The 14,324-nt window shown below is 69.3% G+C and carries 13 protein-coding genes; 7 read left to right on the plus strand and 6 right to left on the minus strand.

Annotated features, from left to right (window positions below; genetic code table 11):
* The coding region (locus ABZU46_RS07910) for a hypothetical protein (RefSeq protein ID WP_354855692.1) at positions 1-221 on the plus strand (221 nt) is incomplete at its 5' end.
* 36 nt (positions 222-257) lie between these two features.
* On the plus strand, positions 258-1,238 hold the full coding sequence (locus ABZU46_RS07915) for a DUF559 domain-containing protein (RefSeq protein WP_354855693.1): 981 nt from the start codon (positions 258-260) through the stop codon (positions 1,236-1,238).
* 3 nt (positions 1,239-1,241) lie between these two features.
* Here the strand turns inward: ABZU46_RS07915 and ABZU46_RS07920 are convergent, their stop codons facing one another.
* Both ABZU46_RS07920 and ABZU46_RS07925 read right to left on the minus strand, forming a co-directional pair.
* On the minus strand, positions 1,242-2,042 hold the full coding sequence (locus tag ABZU46_RS07920; RefSeq protein WP_354855694.1) for an SAM-dependent methyltransferase: 801 nt from the start codon (positions 2,040-2,042) through the stop codon (positions 1,242-1,244).
* 137 nt (positions 2,043-2,179) lie between these two features.
* The gene (locus ABZU46_RS07925; RefSeq protein ID WP_354855695.1) at positions 2,180-4,246 is read right to left on the minus strand and encodes a cellulose binding domain-containing protein; all 2,067 of its coding nucleotides are present in this window, start codon (positions 4,244-4,246) and stop codon (positions 2,180-2,182) included.
* Between the two features lie 524 nt (positions 4,247-4,770).
* Between ABZU46_RS07925 and ABZU46_RS07930 the strand changes: the two genes are divergently transcribed.
* From ABZU46_RS07930 to ABZU46_RS07950, 5 genes are all read left to right on the plus strand, one after another.
* Positions 4,771-6,111, plus strand: a complete 1,341-nt coding sequence (locus tag ABZU46_RS07930) for a PHB depolymerase family esterase (protein ID WP_354855696.1) — start codon at positions 4,771-4,773, stop codon at positions 6,109-6,111.
* Positions 6,112-6,207: 96 nt separating this feature from the next.
* Positions 6,208-6,789 carry a hypothetical protein gene (locus ABZU46_RS07935; protein WP_354855697.1) on the plus strand — a complete coding sequence of 194 codons (582 nt, stop codon included), beginning with the start codon at positions 6,208-6,210 and terminating at the stop codon, positions 6,787-6,789.
* Positions 6,790-6,793: 4 nt separating this feature from the next.
* Entirely contained in the window at positions 6,794-7,477 is a 684-nt protein-coding gene (locus ABZU46_RS07940) for an HAD hydrolase-like protein (protein WP_354855698.1), read from the plus strand.
* Positions 7,478-7,697: 220 nt separating this feature from the next.
* Positions 7,698-9,140, plus strand: a complete 1,443-nt coding sequence (locus ABZU46_RS07945) for a B12-binding domain-containing radical SAM protein (protein ID WP_354855699.1) — start codon at positions 7,698-7,700, stop codon at positions 9,138-9,140.
* 89 nt (positions 9,141-9,229) lie between these two features.
* Entirely contained in the window at positions 9,230-9,937 is a 708-nt protein-coding gene (locus ABZU46_RS07950) for an ElyC/SanA/YdcF family protein (protein ID WP_354855700.1), read from the plus strand.
* 53 nt (positions 9,938-9,990) lie between these two features.
* Here the strand turns inward: ABZU46_RS07950 and ABZU46_RS07955 are convergent, their stop codons facing one another.
* From ABZU46_RS07955 to ABZU46_RS07970, 4 genes are read right to left on the minus strand one after another with little or no spacing between them, the layout of a single operon-like run.
* Positions 9,991-11,007, minus strand: a complete 1,017-nt coding sequence (locus ABZU46_RS07955) for a LacI family DNA-binding transcriptional regulator (RefSeq protein WP_354855701.1) — start codon at positions 11,005-11,007, stop codon at positions 9,991-9,993.
* A 54-nt stretch (positions 11,008-11,061) separates the two neighbouring features.
* Positions 11,062-11,901: a carbohydrate ABC transporter permease gene (locus ABZU46_RS07960; protein ID WP_354855702.1), complete on the minus strand. Its 840-nt coding sequence runs from the start codon at positions 11,899-11,901 to the stop codon at positions 11,062-11,064.
* Positions 11,898-12,896 (minus strand): sugar ABC transporter permease, encoded by a 999-nt coding sequence (locus ABZU46_RS07965; protein ID WP_354855703.1) that lies wholly within the window; start codon positions 12,894-12,896, stop codon positions 11,898-11,900. The genes ABZU46_RS07960 and ABZU46_RS07965 overlap by 4 nt, the downstream gene beginning before the upstream one ends.
* Before the next feature lie 52 nt (positions 12,897-12,948).
* Positions 12,949-14,244, minus strand: coding sequence for an extracellular solute-binding protein (locus tag ABZU46_RS07970; protein WP_354855704.1), 1,296 nt, complete (start codon positions 14,242-14,244; stop codon positions 12,949-12,951).
* Positions 14,245-14,324 lie beyond the last annotated feature (80 nt).

Genomic DNA, 14,324 nt, shown 5'->3' on the forward strand with positions numbered 1-14,324 from the left:
CGACACGCGACACGCGACACGCGACACGCGACACGCGCCACGCGGCGGACGCCGAACGGCAGCGCGGAGCGGCAGCACGGCAACGCGGCAACGCGGCAACGCGGCAACGCGGCAACGCCGCAACGACAGCAGCGGCAGCAGCGGCGGCAGCGGCGGCAGCAGCAAGCGGCAGCGGCAGCAACGAGGGCTGTACGCCAGCGGCAGAACTGTCCGCCATGTGATGGCGCGGCACCAACCAGGTGGGAAGGCTCGACGGGATGTTGCCTCCTGATGACGCTGACGCACTCGACTGGCTCGCCTTCGAGCAGGCGGGTGTGCTGACGACCGCGCAGCTCTCCGGGCTCGTCACCGAGGGGACGGTCCGGGGCCGGATTCGCTCCGGACGCTGGCGGTCGGTCTGTCAGGGGATCGTGCTGGCCGGTAATGGTCGACTCACCCGCGACCAGCAACTGTGGGTGGCGGTGCTTGCGGCCGGTCCGGGAGCGGTCCTGGCCGGGGTGACCGCGGCTGCCGAGGCGGGCGTACGGGGACTGCGGCGCGAACCACTGCACGTGCTGGTGCCGGCCGAGCGTCGCGCCGCGCGGACCGCCCTGCGTCGGCTGCCCATCGACATGCCCGCGGTGCTGGTCCATCGCACGTCGGTGCTGCCGGACGGGCATGTTCAGCTCGCCCGTCCGCCGCGTACGACGACGGCCCGCTCCCTGGTGGACGCGGCCGGATGGGCGGGCGGCGTGGACGAGGCGCAGGGGTTGTTGGCCGCCGGATGCCAGCAGCGTCGCGTGCTACCCGAGGAACTGGATGCCGTGCTCGACGTCCTGCCCCGGGCACCTCGCCGACGGCTGATCCGGCAGGCCGTCGCCGACATCGCCGGCGGTGCGCAGGCGCTCTCCGAGATCAATTTTGTACGGCTGTGCCGGCGGCACCGGCTGCCCGCGCCGGACCTGCAACGACACCGCGTCGACGCGGCGGGCCGCAACCGCTGGTTGGACGCGTACTGGCACGAGTGGCGGGTGCAGGTGGAGATCGACGGCGCGCACCACATGGACGCCCGGCAGTGGGCGGCGGACATGCGCCGGCAGAACGACGTATGGACCAGCGGTGACCGTATCCTGCGCTTCCCCGCCTGGCTGGTCCGCGCCCGCCCCGACGAGGTCGCCGACACCGTTCGACGGGCGCTGGTCGCGGCCGGCTGGAGCCCGACCGGCGCGGTGCGACGGTCGCCGGAACAAGCCCGATGATGCCTACGGTTTGCGGGCCACGCCGCTGTAGCCGGTGCGGGCCACCTCGGCGTCGACGGTGGCGGGCGGCTCGGGGTACGGCCACATGTTGACCAGACCGGGCGACTCGAGGACGAAGTCGCCGAAGAACCGGGTGACGTCGGCGTGGCCGCGCGGTACGAACGGCGTGTTCGCGCGGGCGTAGATCGCCGAGATGCGGGCCATCAGGTCGGGGTGCACGTCGGTGCTGGCGTGGGACAGCGCCAGGTAGCTGCCGGGGGCGAGCGCGTCGCGGTAGGTCGCCACGATGTGGTGCGGGACCTGCTCGTCGGGCACCAGGTGCAGCACGAACATCATGAGGACCGCGACCGGGCTGTCGAAGTCGATGGCGGCGGCGATCTCCGGATGGGAAAGCACCTCGGCGGGTCGGCACAGGTCGGCCTGCACGACCGACACCGTCGCCGCGTCGGCGAGCAGGGCACGCCCGTGGGCGCACACCACCGGGTCGTTGTCGACGTAGACGACGCGTACGCCCGGGTCGATGCGGTGGGCGATCTCGTGCACGTTGTCCCGGGTCGGCAGCCCGGAACCGAGGTCCAGGATCTGCCGGACGCCCTTCTCCTCGACGAGGTGGCGGACCGTACGGGCGATCAGGTCGCGGCCCTGCCGGGCGGCCTCGGGCATCCACGGCGCGACCTGCAACACCATCTCGGCGGCGGCCCGGTCGGCGGCGAAGTTGTCCTTGCCGCCGAGGTAGTAGTCGAACATCCGCGCCGCGTTCGGCCGGTCGGTCTGCAGGCTCAGCCTGGGCTCCGACTGCGTCATGGCCGACCACCTCTCCCCGCCGAGCCCGCAGCATACCGTCCACGATGGTCGATCACGGACCCCCGGAGTCGGCACGAGCGTGATGCCTGTGGGTCATCTGGACAACTCACAGGCATCACGATCGTCGACGGGCGCGGTCAGCCGGTCGTGCAGACGGTGCCGTTGAGGGTGAACGCGGTGGGGAGCACGTTCGGCCCGCTGTACGCGCCGACGAACCCGGCGCTGACGGTGGCGCCGGCGGCGATCTGCCGGTTGTCGTCGGTCGGGGTGACGCGCACGGCCCTGCCGACCTGCTCCCAGGTGGCGCTCCAGCCACTGCTCACCTGCTGCCACCCGGTCGGCCAGGTCCAGGTGAGCGTCCAGCCGGTGATGGGTTTCGTCCCGTTGTTGGTGATCTCGACGCCCCCGATGTAGCCGTTGCCCCAGTCGTTGCTGGCGGTGAAGCGGACCGTGCACGCGCTGGTCGCCGGGCTGCCGGTGGCGAACGTCAACGGCGGTGAGGCCCACGACACCCGGCCGGCCGTGTCACGGGCCAGCACGTTGACTGTGTACCTGCTGCCCGGCACCAGGTTGCCGACCGTGAACGACGTCGTCGCCGTCTCGCCGAACTGCTCGCTGACCGCGCCGTTCTGCCGGTACACCTCGTACTTGGCGATCGGGCTGCTGCCGGCGGTGGCCGCCGGCCAGGTGATCGTCGCGCCCCGGTCGGTGACGCCGCTGGCGGTGGGCTGGCCCGGGGCCGAGGGCCGCCCGGCGGTCGCGCCGGCCGGGCGCAGCACGAGCGTCGTCAACGAGTACGGCGGCAGCGTCCGGCTGGTCGCCGAGCCGGACTGGCCGGTGGCGATGCCCGTCGCGCCGTTGGTGAGGGTGGACACCGTCGGCGCGGCTGTCGACGGTGTGAACCCGGCGTAGTCGATGGCGACGTCGTGGGCCGCGTCCGGGTCCTTGTTGATCAGCAGCACGGCCAGGTCCCCGTTGGTCCGGCGGACGGCGTGCGCGCTGACCAGGGGCTCGTCGGTGCCGGCGCGGATGAACTGGTCGCCGGTCTTCGCGAAGAGCTTCATCATCGTCAGCGCGTGGTACGGCGCGAACGGCGTGTTCAACGGCGGCTCGCACACCGAGCCGTCGGCGGTGCAGGTGCCGCTGGACAGCATGCCGAAGTCGCCGTAGTCGGTCTGGCCCGCCACCTCGCTCACGGTGCCGATGCCGTTGTGCACGTTCCACCACTGGGCGGTGAACACGCCGTTCTCCAGCAGCCCGCTGTACGCGTCGGCGAGGAACAGCGCCCCGGGCTGGGTGTTCTGGCCGGCGCCGACGTTCAGCTCGGTGAAGCTGATGCCGATCCGGTCGGCGTTCGGGCCCGCGTACCGGCTGAGCTGCTGCCGGAGCAGGTACGTCGCGTCGGGGAGCTGGTTGGTGCGGGTCAGCGACTCGGCGGCGCTGCCACCCGGGTACCAGTGCACGTCCACGAAGTCGATCTTCGGGCCGGCGAGGGAGAGCACGGTCTGGTTCCAGGAGCCCGGGTCGCCGCCGGCGGTGATCCCGTCCGGCCAGTTGCCCGGCATCGTCAGCACCGCGCCCACCCTGATGCTCGGGTCGACCGCCTTCATCGCGTCGGCGTACTCGATCACCAGCCGCGCGTACTGGCTGGCGCTCTTGTCGGGGTGGTCGTCCGCCTCCCACGCCGACCCGTAGAGCCCGTTGCCGTAGTTCTCGTTGCCGATCGTCCAGTACCTCGCCCCGTAGCCCTTGGTCACGTTGGCGTAGCGCACCCAGTCGGCGGCCTCGGCCGGCGTACCGGTGCCGTAGTTCGCGATGATCATCGGTTGGGCGCCGACCCGCCTGACCGCCGCCATGAACGTGTCGAAGTCGGTGTTCGGGGCGACGTACCCGCCGGGTGCGGTGTGGTCCTTCCAGTGGTAGATGTCGGCGTACGAGCCGCCGGGATAGCGCATCATCTGCACGCCGGCGTCGCGCAGCAGGTCCGACGTCTCGGCGGTGCCCAGGTTCTGGTCCCAGATGGCGTGGTTGACGCCCAAGGCGGTGTCGGACACCCGCGCCAGTCCGGCGCGGGCGTTCACGGTCACGGCGACGGCGCCGGGGTCGGCCGCCGCCATCGCTGTCGGAGGGTGGATGCCGGAGAGTGCGCTCGCGGCGAGCAGCACGCCCGCCAGGAGCGCCGCGCGGCGGTTCGGTATCTGCATGGCTGGGTTCCTTCGGGAAACGACGGTGAGTCACCCGGCCGGCAGAAAGCGGCGCGGCGGCGGGCGGACTCGTGGACGGACAGGCCCCGGCGCCCCATCACTCAATCCCCGTCCTCCGGGATCCGTGGTCCGGTCCCGGCTGCCCAGTGGACGGGCGTCAGCCCCGCGCGCAGCAGGTTATCGACGGCCAAGAATGTCATGGTCGAATCGGGGATCTCAAGGGGACCCGCCCGAAGCAGGCGCTCCCACGACTGAAATGACGTCATACGTTACGTCTTGACGAACGACATGTTATCGCTCACAGTCGATGCGAGACGCCCAGCGTCAACGGCTCACCGGGAGAGCCGTCGCTGGTCAGGACGCCCGCCGGCAGGCGGGCGTCGCGACCGGACCGGTCAACAGCCCGCGGGTGACGCGCGGTGGACTCCGCGCGCCCGCGTGGTTCGTCGTGCCGATGACCGGTCCGGGCCTTCTCCCCGCACACCCCCACCGCCACCGCTGCACCCACTGTGGAGGAACCGCCGATGAGAACAAGGCTCGCGCTGCTGGCCGCCGGGTTGGCGACGGCTCTGGCGACGATGACGGCCGTGGTCACGCTCGCCACCCCGGCGTCGGCCGCGACGCTCACCCAGGTGAGCAACTTCGGCACCAACCCGACGAACCTGCAGATGCACCTGTACGTGCCGGACCGGGTCGCGGCCCGCCCGGCGCTGCTCCTCGCGCTGCACTACTGCACGGGCAGCGGCCCGGCCGTGCACACCGGTTTCGGCCTCAGCTCCCTGGCCGACCGCTACGGCTTCATCGTGATCTACCCGTCGGTGACCCGCAGCAGCAAATGCTGGGACGTCTCCTCCCCGCAGGCCCTGCGCCGCGACGGCGGCAGCGACCCCGTCGGCCTGAAGTCCATGCTGGACTACGTCCGCAGCCGCTACCCGGTTGACCCGACCCGGATCGCCGTGGGCGGTTTCTCCTCCGGCGCCATGATGACCAACGTCATGCTCGGCCTCTACCCGGACGTGTTCAACGCCGGCTTCAGCTCCTCCGGAGTCCCGTTCGGCTGCTTCGCCACCACCAACGGCGCCGAGTGGAACAGCGAATGCTCCGGCGGACGCATCACCAAAACCCCGCAGCAGTGGGGCGACCTCGTGCGCAACGCCTACCCCGGCTACACCGGCGCCCGCCCGCGCGTCCAGATCTGGCACGGCACCACGGACACCACGCTGAGCTACGTCAACTTCGGCGAGCAGATCAAACAGTGGACCAACGTGCTGGGCATCTCGCAGACCCCCAGCTACACCGACTACCCCCAGACGAGCGCCACCCGCACCCGCTACGGAGGCACCGGCCCCACCGCCCCGGTCGAGGCGATCAGCTTCCAGGGCTACGGCCACTCGATCCCGTTCGACGCCGCCCAAGCCATCCGCTTCCTCGGCTTCGACACCACCAACCCCAACCCCACCACCCCGCCGCCGGGCGGCACGGCGGCGCCGCTGCGCAACGTCAACGCCGGCCGGTGCCTGGACGTTCCGTCCCGGTCGCAGACGAACGGCACCCAGGTGGCGTTGTGGGACTGCAACGGCGGCACCAACCAGCAGTGGACGTCGACGACCGGCAGGCAACTCCAGGTGTACGGCACCAAGTGCCTGGACGCCGAGGGCGCCGGGACGTCCTCCGGCACCCGGGTGATCATCTGGGACTGCAACGGCGGTGCCAACCAGCAGTGGAACCTCGGAACCGACGGCACGGTCACCGGAGTCCAGTCGGGCCTGTGCCTCACCCCGAACTCCGCTGGCACCGCCAACGGCAGCCCGGTGGTCCTCTCGACCTGCAACGGCGGGACCAGCCAGAGGTGGACCAGAAGCTGATGCGGTAGCCCGATCGGTCGGTGCTACCGGCGACGATGCGGCCCGGCCCGGGATCTTCCGGAGCCGGGCCGCGATTCCGCTCCAGACGGCCAGCCAGTGGGGCTCGGCCCCCGGCTGACGGTCTGCAACCTGCTGGTCTACTTGATCTCGCGGACCAGTCCGGCGGCTCCTGAGCAGCTGACCGCACTGCTGCAGCGCGAGCGAGACGAGTTCCTGTTGAGCTCGATTCTGTGGGCGTTGTGCCACCACGAGTCGGACTCGGCGCTGTCACGGTTCTTCTACCTGCTGCAGTACGACTCGGCGTTCCGGGCCTGCAGCCGCGGCTACGTCCTCTACTACTACGGCGACGTGAGGGCAGGCCGCCCACCCTTCCTGGATCTGCCGCCCTACCCGCCGCACGAACGCACGACGACCCGAGTGTTGGCGATGTTCGAGAGCACCACCTTCCAGGCAATCCCCCCGCAACGCCGCTACGTCGACCTGTACACCTTCATGGACATCTATCTGGTGCGGCATGAGAGTATCGGTGGCCGTTCCCTGTCGACGCTCCGCGCGGCCACCACTGCGTTGTCCGGCCAAGGGCTGACGTCGGCGATGGAAGAGAAGCTGTCCGAGATGTTGCAGGCGATCTCCCGTCGGCCCATTGCGGACGGATGCTCGACGTCGTTTGCGGGATGAGCAGATGACACTACGCGACCACGGGAAGGGCGAACTCGTGAAACTCTTTGTCTGGGATCTGCACGGCGTACTGGAGCAGGGCAACGATCGAGCCGTGATCGACATCTCCAACGAGGTGCTCGCCACCTTCGGATACGAGCAAAGATTCGGGTACGAGGACGGCCGCCGCCTGTACGGCCACAAGTGGTACGAATACTTTGACTTCCTCCTGCCCAACGAGACGCACCACCGGCACCTGGAGCTGCAGGACGCGTGCTTCACCCTCTCCGAGGAGCGGCCTGACCTGCAGTATCACTGGATGAAACCGACTCCACATGTCACCGACGTACTGGACGCCATAGCCATCCAGCACCAGCAGATCGTCATCTCCAACACCCGCCCCGGCACCCTCGACATGTTCCTCAAACTGCTGGAGCTCGCGGACTATTTCCTGCCGGGGCGGGCGTTCGCTGTGGACCAGCATGTCCTGGACGTGAAGACCACCAAGAGGGATGTTCTCGCCGGGTACCTCGTCGGCCAACAGGCCTTCGAGGAGATCGTGATCGTCGGAGACTCGGCGAGCGACATGCGATTGGCAGAGGTGGCCGGGGGGACGACCTACCTCTTCGCCCATCCCGACTTTGCATTTCGCAACTGCAGCGCGGACTTCCGAATCAGGGACCTTCGCGAGGTTCTCCATCGCATATAGACCACCTCCAATCGCACTGCCTAAACTGTGAGCAATCAATGCCTCACGGAGTGCGAGGTCGCCAATGGCATCACCTCGAGTTGTCCGGTCGTCTTCATCCCACACGCCACCACCGTTCTGCGACGCGTTGATCGTCGTACCGCCACCGTCTCCATCGGACACCAACCCTCCGCTGGGCCCGGCGATCCTCGCGACCGTCGCCGCACGTCACGGCTTTAACGTGGAGGTCCTGGACCTCAACATTCTCTTGCTCAACCGGTTCGGCAATCAGGCTGGCACCCTCCGCAGCACACTGGGCGACCACGGCAAGGACCGGTCGAGCGTGGCGGCCGCCGCGCGATGGCTCTTCGCCCACACGGGTCTGCGTGGTACGCCTCCGCTGCATCTGCCCGACACCGCCGATCCGGTGGCGGGGATGCACTACCCAACCGATGCGATCACGGCCGCCGTGACGGCCGCCGCCGCCGAGCCGGAGCCATGGCGGACGTGGCTCGAACAGCAGCTCCAAGCTTCGTGCGACACCCCACCCGCGGTGGTGGGCGTGTCCCTGATGGGGCCGTCCCAGGTCTTCGTCGGTCTGCTCGTACTGCGGGTGGTCAAGGAGATCTGGCCCGGCACGACGACCATGCTCGGTGGCAGTCACGTAACCCTGTTGGGAGATCGGATTCACCGTGACAACGGCATCCGGGACCTGGTCGACCTTGTGCTGGCCGGTCACTGTGAAGACGAGTTTGTGGCGACTCTGGTCCGACTCAGCCCTCGCGGCATCCGGCGACCGCTGCTACCAGCGCAAACTCCAGCAGACGCTCCGTTCGAGTATCTACCCACGTTCCACGCCCGCCAGCTCGCTCTCTACGACCGCCGTTCGCTGACGCTGCCGGTCCAGTTCTCACGAGGGTGTTCCTACGGGCGATGCACCTTCTGCACCTACCCGGTCGTCGAACGGCAGGTCACCGCCCTCGCCCCAGATGCCGCGGCGCGGACGATCAGCGCGCTCGTCCGGGCCCACGACGTCCGCCGCTTCTCCTTGAAGGACTCTCTGTTCACAGCGCCGATGCTGCGCACCCTGGCCGAGGCGTTGCGCCACGAGCCGGTGACTGGACTGCGATGGAGCGCAACGACGAAGGCCAGTCGAGCGCTGCTTCCGCTGGCCTCATTCCTGGCCGACTCCGGACTCGCCACGCTGGAGATCGGCGTGGAGACGATCAGCCCGGCTGGTCAGCGGCTGTTCGACAAGCGAGCCGATCCCGCGATGCTTGAGGAACTGATCCTGGCGCTGGCGGAGGCGGGTATCACCGTCGTGACGAACTTGATCTTCGGCTTTCCAGGAGAGCAGGAGCAGGAGGCGCAGGCACAACTGGCGTGGTTGCTCCGCCTACAGGCGGCGGCGCCCGCTGACCGGGTCGACTGCTCGTTGAACATGCTGGAGATGGTCCGCGGCGCACCGATGGTCTCTCACCCCCCGCCAGGAGTCGAACTGCGCGGGGTTGCTCCCTGGGCGTTCAGCTATGACTGGAATGCGCCTACGTGGCGCCGTGACTTCGTCGCCACTCTGGAGCGGGTGGAACGCGCACGCGGCACGACGTCACCGATGGTCGGCACGGCAACGCACGCTCGCGAGCAGGTTGCAAGCTCAGCTGCGGCACATCGGATGCTCGCGTAGTCGGAGCAGCACGTCGAGGAGCACGACCTCGGCTGAAGGTGACCGCCCCGACCCGACCGCCATGAGCGAAGCCCGAATACTCTCGCGGCATGCGGGGACGACTCGGAGCGGCCAGGCGGTGGTGCACGGAGCATCGACGGTTCGTCCGTCGTACCTCCTTCGTTCTGGTGGTGGGTGCGGTGGTCCTGGCCGGCGGCACCGTTGCCAGTGTGTCGTGGGTCCGCGGGGAGTCGGAGGGCCACCTCTACAGCGAGGCCGATGTGCCGGCCGCGCCGGTCGCCCTGGTGCTCGGCACCAAGGTGGACGCCGACGGGACGCCGTCGCCGGTCCTCGCGGCCCGGTTGGAGATCGCCCGGCGGTTGCTCGACGCCGGCCTGGTGAGCGCGATCCTGGTGTCCGGCGACAACATGAACGCCGACTACAACGAGCCGGAGGCGATGCTGCGCTGGTTGGTCGACCGGGGTGTGCCGGCACGCAAGGTCGTGCTGGACTACGCCGGCTTCGACACGTACGACTCCTGCGCGCGGGCCCGGCAGATCTTCGGCGTGCAACGGGCGACGGTCGTGACCCAGTCGTTCCATCTCCCCCGCGCCGTGGCGCTGTGCCGGCGTCTCGGCATCGACGCTCAGGGGGTGGGCGACGACAGCGCGAAGCGGTATTCCCGGACGTGGCGGTTCGGTTCCCTGCGCGAGAACGGCGCCTGCCTGAAGGCCGCGGTGGACGTGTTGTCCGGCCGGGAGCCCGCTCACCTCGGTCGCCGCGAGACCGGTGTCGACGACGCCCTGCGCGACGCCTGAGCGCAGGAGGCGTACCGAAAAAGAACCGCGACGGTCGCGCGGGCCCGGCAAGGTCAGCGGGGCGGGCTGGCGCTGTCGCGGACGACGAGTTCGGTGGCGAGTTCGATGCGCGGGCTCTCGGTCTTCTCGCCTCCGGCAAGGCGCAGCACGGTTCGGGCGGCCAGCATGCCCATCTCGGCCAGTGGCTGGCGGACCGTGGTCAGCGGTGGGGAGCACCAGCGGACCTCCGGTAGGTCGTCGAAGCCGACCACGCTGATGTCGTCGGGCACCCGCAGGCCGCTTTTGCGGACGGCCTCGTAGACGCCGAGCGCCATCTGGTCGCTGGAGGCGAAGATGGCGGTGGGTGGGTCGGGCAGGGCCAGTAGTTGCGTACCCGAGGTGAAGCCGGCCTCGTGGTAGAAGTTGCCGGGCCTGATGAGGGCGTCGTCGACGGCGATGCCGGCGGCGCCGAGCGCCGCGCGGTACCCGTCAATCCGGGCCCGGCTGCACATCAGGTGTGGTGGTCCGGCGATGAAGCCGATGCGGCGGTGGCCGAGGCCGAGCAGGTAATGGTTGGCGCTCAGGCTGCCCGCCCAGTTGGTGGCGCCGATGGTGGGCGACTCCTGCGGGTCGACACCGGCGGGGTCGATGATGACCACTGGCAGGTGCAGCCGGCGCAGCTCCGCCTGCAGCGGTGGGTTCACCATCGAGGTCACGAAGATGACGCCCTCGGTGGATCGGGTACGCATGTTGTCCAGCCACTGCTTGGCCGAGGAGATGCGCCAGTGGATGGCGGAGACGACGGTGCCGACGCCACTGGCACGGGCGACGTCCTCCACCCCACGGATGATCTCCACGGCCCACGGGCTGTCCAGGTCGTTGAAGACCAGGTCGATCAGTGCGGCCTCGGTCCGCCGGGCCTGGGTGCGACGGCGGTAACCGTGGTGGTTGAGCAGCCGCTCGACGCGCTCCCGGGTCTCGGGAGCGACGTCGGAGCGACCGTTGATGACCCGGGAGACCGTGGGCACGGACACACCGGCCAGTCGCGCGATCATCGCGATGGTGACGTTTCGGCCGTTGTCGGAGCCCACGGTCCGCTCCTTTGTTCGGCGGGACGCTTCAGCTGGGTTGGCGATCCGGTGTCGTCACCCCTTGACGCTGCCGGTCAGGCCGCCGATGAGTTGGCGTTCGGCCACGGCGTAGAAGCCCAGGGCCGGAATCATGGACAGGACGACGTAGGCGAGCACCCGGGCGGTGTCGTCGGCGTACTGGCCCTGGAACGCCTGGACCCCGACGGGGAGCGTCCACCAACTCTGGTCGCTGAAGACGACCAGCGGGAGCATGAAGTTGTTCCAGCTCGTCACGACCGCCAGCACCGAGACGGTGGCCAGGGCGGGACGGGCCATCGGCAGCAGGACCCGCCAGAAGAACCCGAAGGAGCCGCAGCCGTCGAGGACGGCGGCCTCCTCCACCTCGGCGGGAATGGTCCGGAAGAACTGGCGCAGGATGATGATGGTGATCGGCAGCCCGAACGCGGCCTGGGGCAGGATGACACCGAGGGGGTTGTCCAGCAGGCCCAGGCCGCGGAGCAGGACGAACAGCGGCAGGATCGCCACCGCGAACGGGAACATCAGGCCGATCGCGAACAGGGTGACCAGGAACTCGCGGCCCCGGAAGGCGTAGCGGGCGAAGACGAACGCCGCCATCGCCGCCGCGCCGACCACGATGACGGTGCTGCTGACGGCGATGAGCAGGCTGTTGCCGAGCTGTCGCCAGAACACGCCGGAGGCGAAGAGGTCGGTGTAGTTCTGCGGCACCCACGGGTCGGGCAGGCCCAGTGGGTTGGTCGACAGCTGACCGTTGTCCTTGAAGCCGCCGATCACACCGAACCAGACCGGCACGACGATGAGCGCGCCGACGCCGATGCAGATGAGGTGCAGGACGAGGCTGCGGGTCCGCTGGGCGCGACTGGTCGTGGCGGTCATCGCTGGCCTCCCTGGTTGGTGATCGCGCCCGCGGTGTCCCGACGCAGGACGATGCGCTGGTAGAACAGGGCGAAGACGAGGCTCAGCAGGAACATGACGATGCTGATCGCGCTGGCGTAGCCGACCTCGAAGCGGCGGAAGCCGTACTGGTACATCGTGACGGCCATGGTCTCCGAGGTGTGGATCGGGCCGCCGCCGGTCAGCACCCAGACCATGTCGAACAGTTGGATGGTGCCGATGACCGACAGGAAGATGCTGATGCGGATCGTCGGGCCGAGCAGGGGCAGGGTGACGTGCCGGAACGCCTGCCAGGCGGTGGCGCCGTCGGTGACCGCGGCCTCGGACAGCTCCTTCGGGATGCCCTGACGGGCGGCCAGGAAGAGCATCATGTAGAGGCCGAAGTACTTCCAGGACACCACCAGGAAGACGGCGAACAGCACGGTGTCCGGGTCGGCGAAGACGGCGCCCGCGTCGGCGCCCAACCAGCGCGAGACCGACTCCCCCAGGCCCCGGTTTGGCGAGAACACCAGGGTGAACAGGACGGCCGTGGTGACCTCGGAGAGCACGTACGGGGCGAAGAAGATCAGCCGGTACGCGGCCCGGCCGCGCAACGGCTGGTTGAGGAGCATGGCCAGGGCCAGCGCCGCGGGCAGTTGCACGGCGAGGGAGAGCAGCACGAGCACGAGGCCACGCCACAGGTCGCCCCGGAAGGTCGGATCGCCGAAGGCTCGGGTGTAGTTGTCCAGCCCGACGAAGTTCTCCGGCAGCCCGAAGCCGTTCCACTTGTAGAGGCTGGCGTAGCCGGCCACCAGGATGGGCGCGATCACCAGCAGCAGGAACAGCGCCAGGGCGGGCGCCAGGAAGACGGCGAGGACGCCACCCCGCCCCGGCCGGGGCTGGCGGCCACGCTGTCGCGTGGTGCCCGGCCCCGGTGCCGGCGGATCGGTCGCCGTGTCGCCGCGCCTCGTGTCCGACACGGTCGATGGCCTGGTCATGCCTGCTCCACTCGGGTTCTATCGCCGGCTACGGATGGATACGGGGTCACGGTCAGACGGTCTTCGCCACCTGCGTGATGTCCTTGAGGATCGCCGCGGGCTGCTTCTTGCCGGCGATGATCTCGGCGACGCTGTCGTTGATCTGCTGCCCGAGCGCGGGCGCGTACGCCTGGTCGAGGTAGAGCTGGAAACCGGTGTTCTTGGCCAGGGTCTCCGCGACGACCTTGTTGTTGGCGTCGGTGATGGCGTCGGTGGCGTCCTTCACCGTGGGCAGCACCGCGCCGGTCTTCGCGGAACGACGCTGGTTGTCGACGCTCAGCAGGAACTTCAGGAAGTCGATGGTGGCGGCCGGCGCGTCCTTGCCGACGGCGAAGCCGTTGCCACCGCCGAAGACCTCGGTCGCGGTGCCCTTGCCGCCGTCCACGGCCGGGAACGGGAAGAAGCCCAGCTTGTCGCCGAGGCCCTTCTTGCTGGTGGAGCTGGACGCCTGCACCGCCGGCGCCCACTGCCCCATCAGCTCCATGGCCGCACCGCCGTTGCCCATCGTGGCGGCCTGCCCGTCCGGGGAGCCGTACTCGGCTCCCAGGAAACCCTTCTGGAAGGGCTGCAGGTCGACGAGTTCCTTGAGCCGCTCACCCGCGGCGACGAGGTCGGGAATGTCGAAGTTCTTGTCATCGACGGCCTTCTGCAGCGCGCCGACGCCGCCGATGCGCATGGCCAGGTAGGACCAGTAGAAGTGGGCCGGCCACTTGTCCTTGCCGGCGATGGCGACCGGGGTGATGCCGGCGGTCTTGAGCTTGCGGACCGCGTCGAGCACACCCGTCCAGGTGGTGGGCGGCTCGGTGATGCCGGCGCGGGCGAAGAGGTCCTTGTTGTACCAGAACCCGACCATGCCGATGTCGAACGGGATGCCGTAGATCTTGCCGTCGATCGTGTACGGCTGCATGGCGGCGGGCAGGATGCCGCTGACCAGGTCCTTCACGTCGTCGGTGAGGTCCTTGACCAGGCCCGCGTCGACCTGCTGCTTGAGCACGCCGCCGCCCCAGGACTGGAAGAGGTCCGGCGGGTCGCCGGCCTGGGTGGCGGTGGTCAGCTTGGCCTTGAACGCCTCGTTCTCCAGCGGCTGGATGGTGAACGTGACGTTGCTGTGCGCGGTCTTGTACTCGTTGGCCATCGCGGCCCACACCGGCAGCATCGGCTCGGTGTTCTGGATGTGCCACCAGTTGATGGTCTGCGGGGCGTTCGGGTCGCTGGACTTCTCGTCGCCACTACAGGCGCTCAGCAGGTAGGCGCCGGCGCCGGCGCCGGCCAGGCCGAGCAGCGATCGGCGGGAAAGGTGCGCTGTCATGATCCATCCCTTCGGGGGACTCACGGGGTGCTCGGACGCCGGCCGAGCCGGCAAGGGTTCGAACCTGGATCTCCGGAACT

This window comes from Micromonospora sp. NPDC005197 (assembly GCF_040608295.1).
In the GTDB taxonomy this organism is placed as follows: Bacteria; Actinomycetota; Actinomycetes; order Mycobacteriales; family Micromonosporaceae; genus Micromonospora.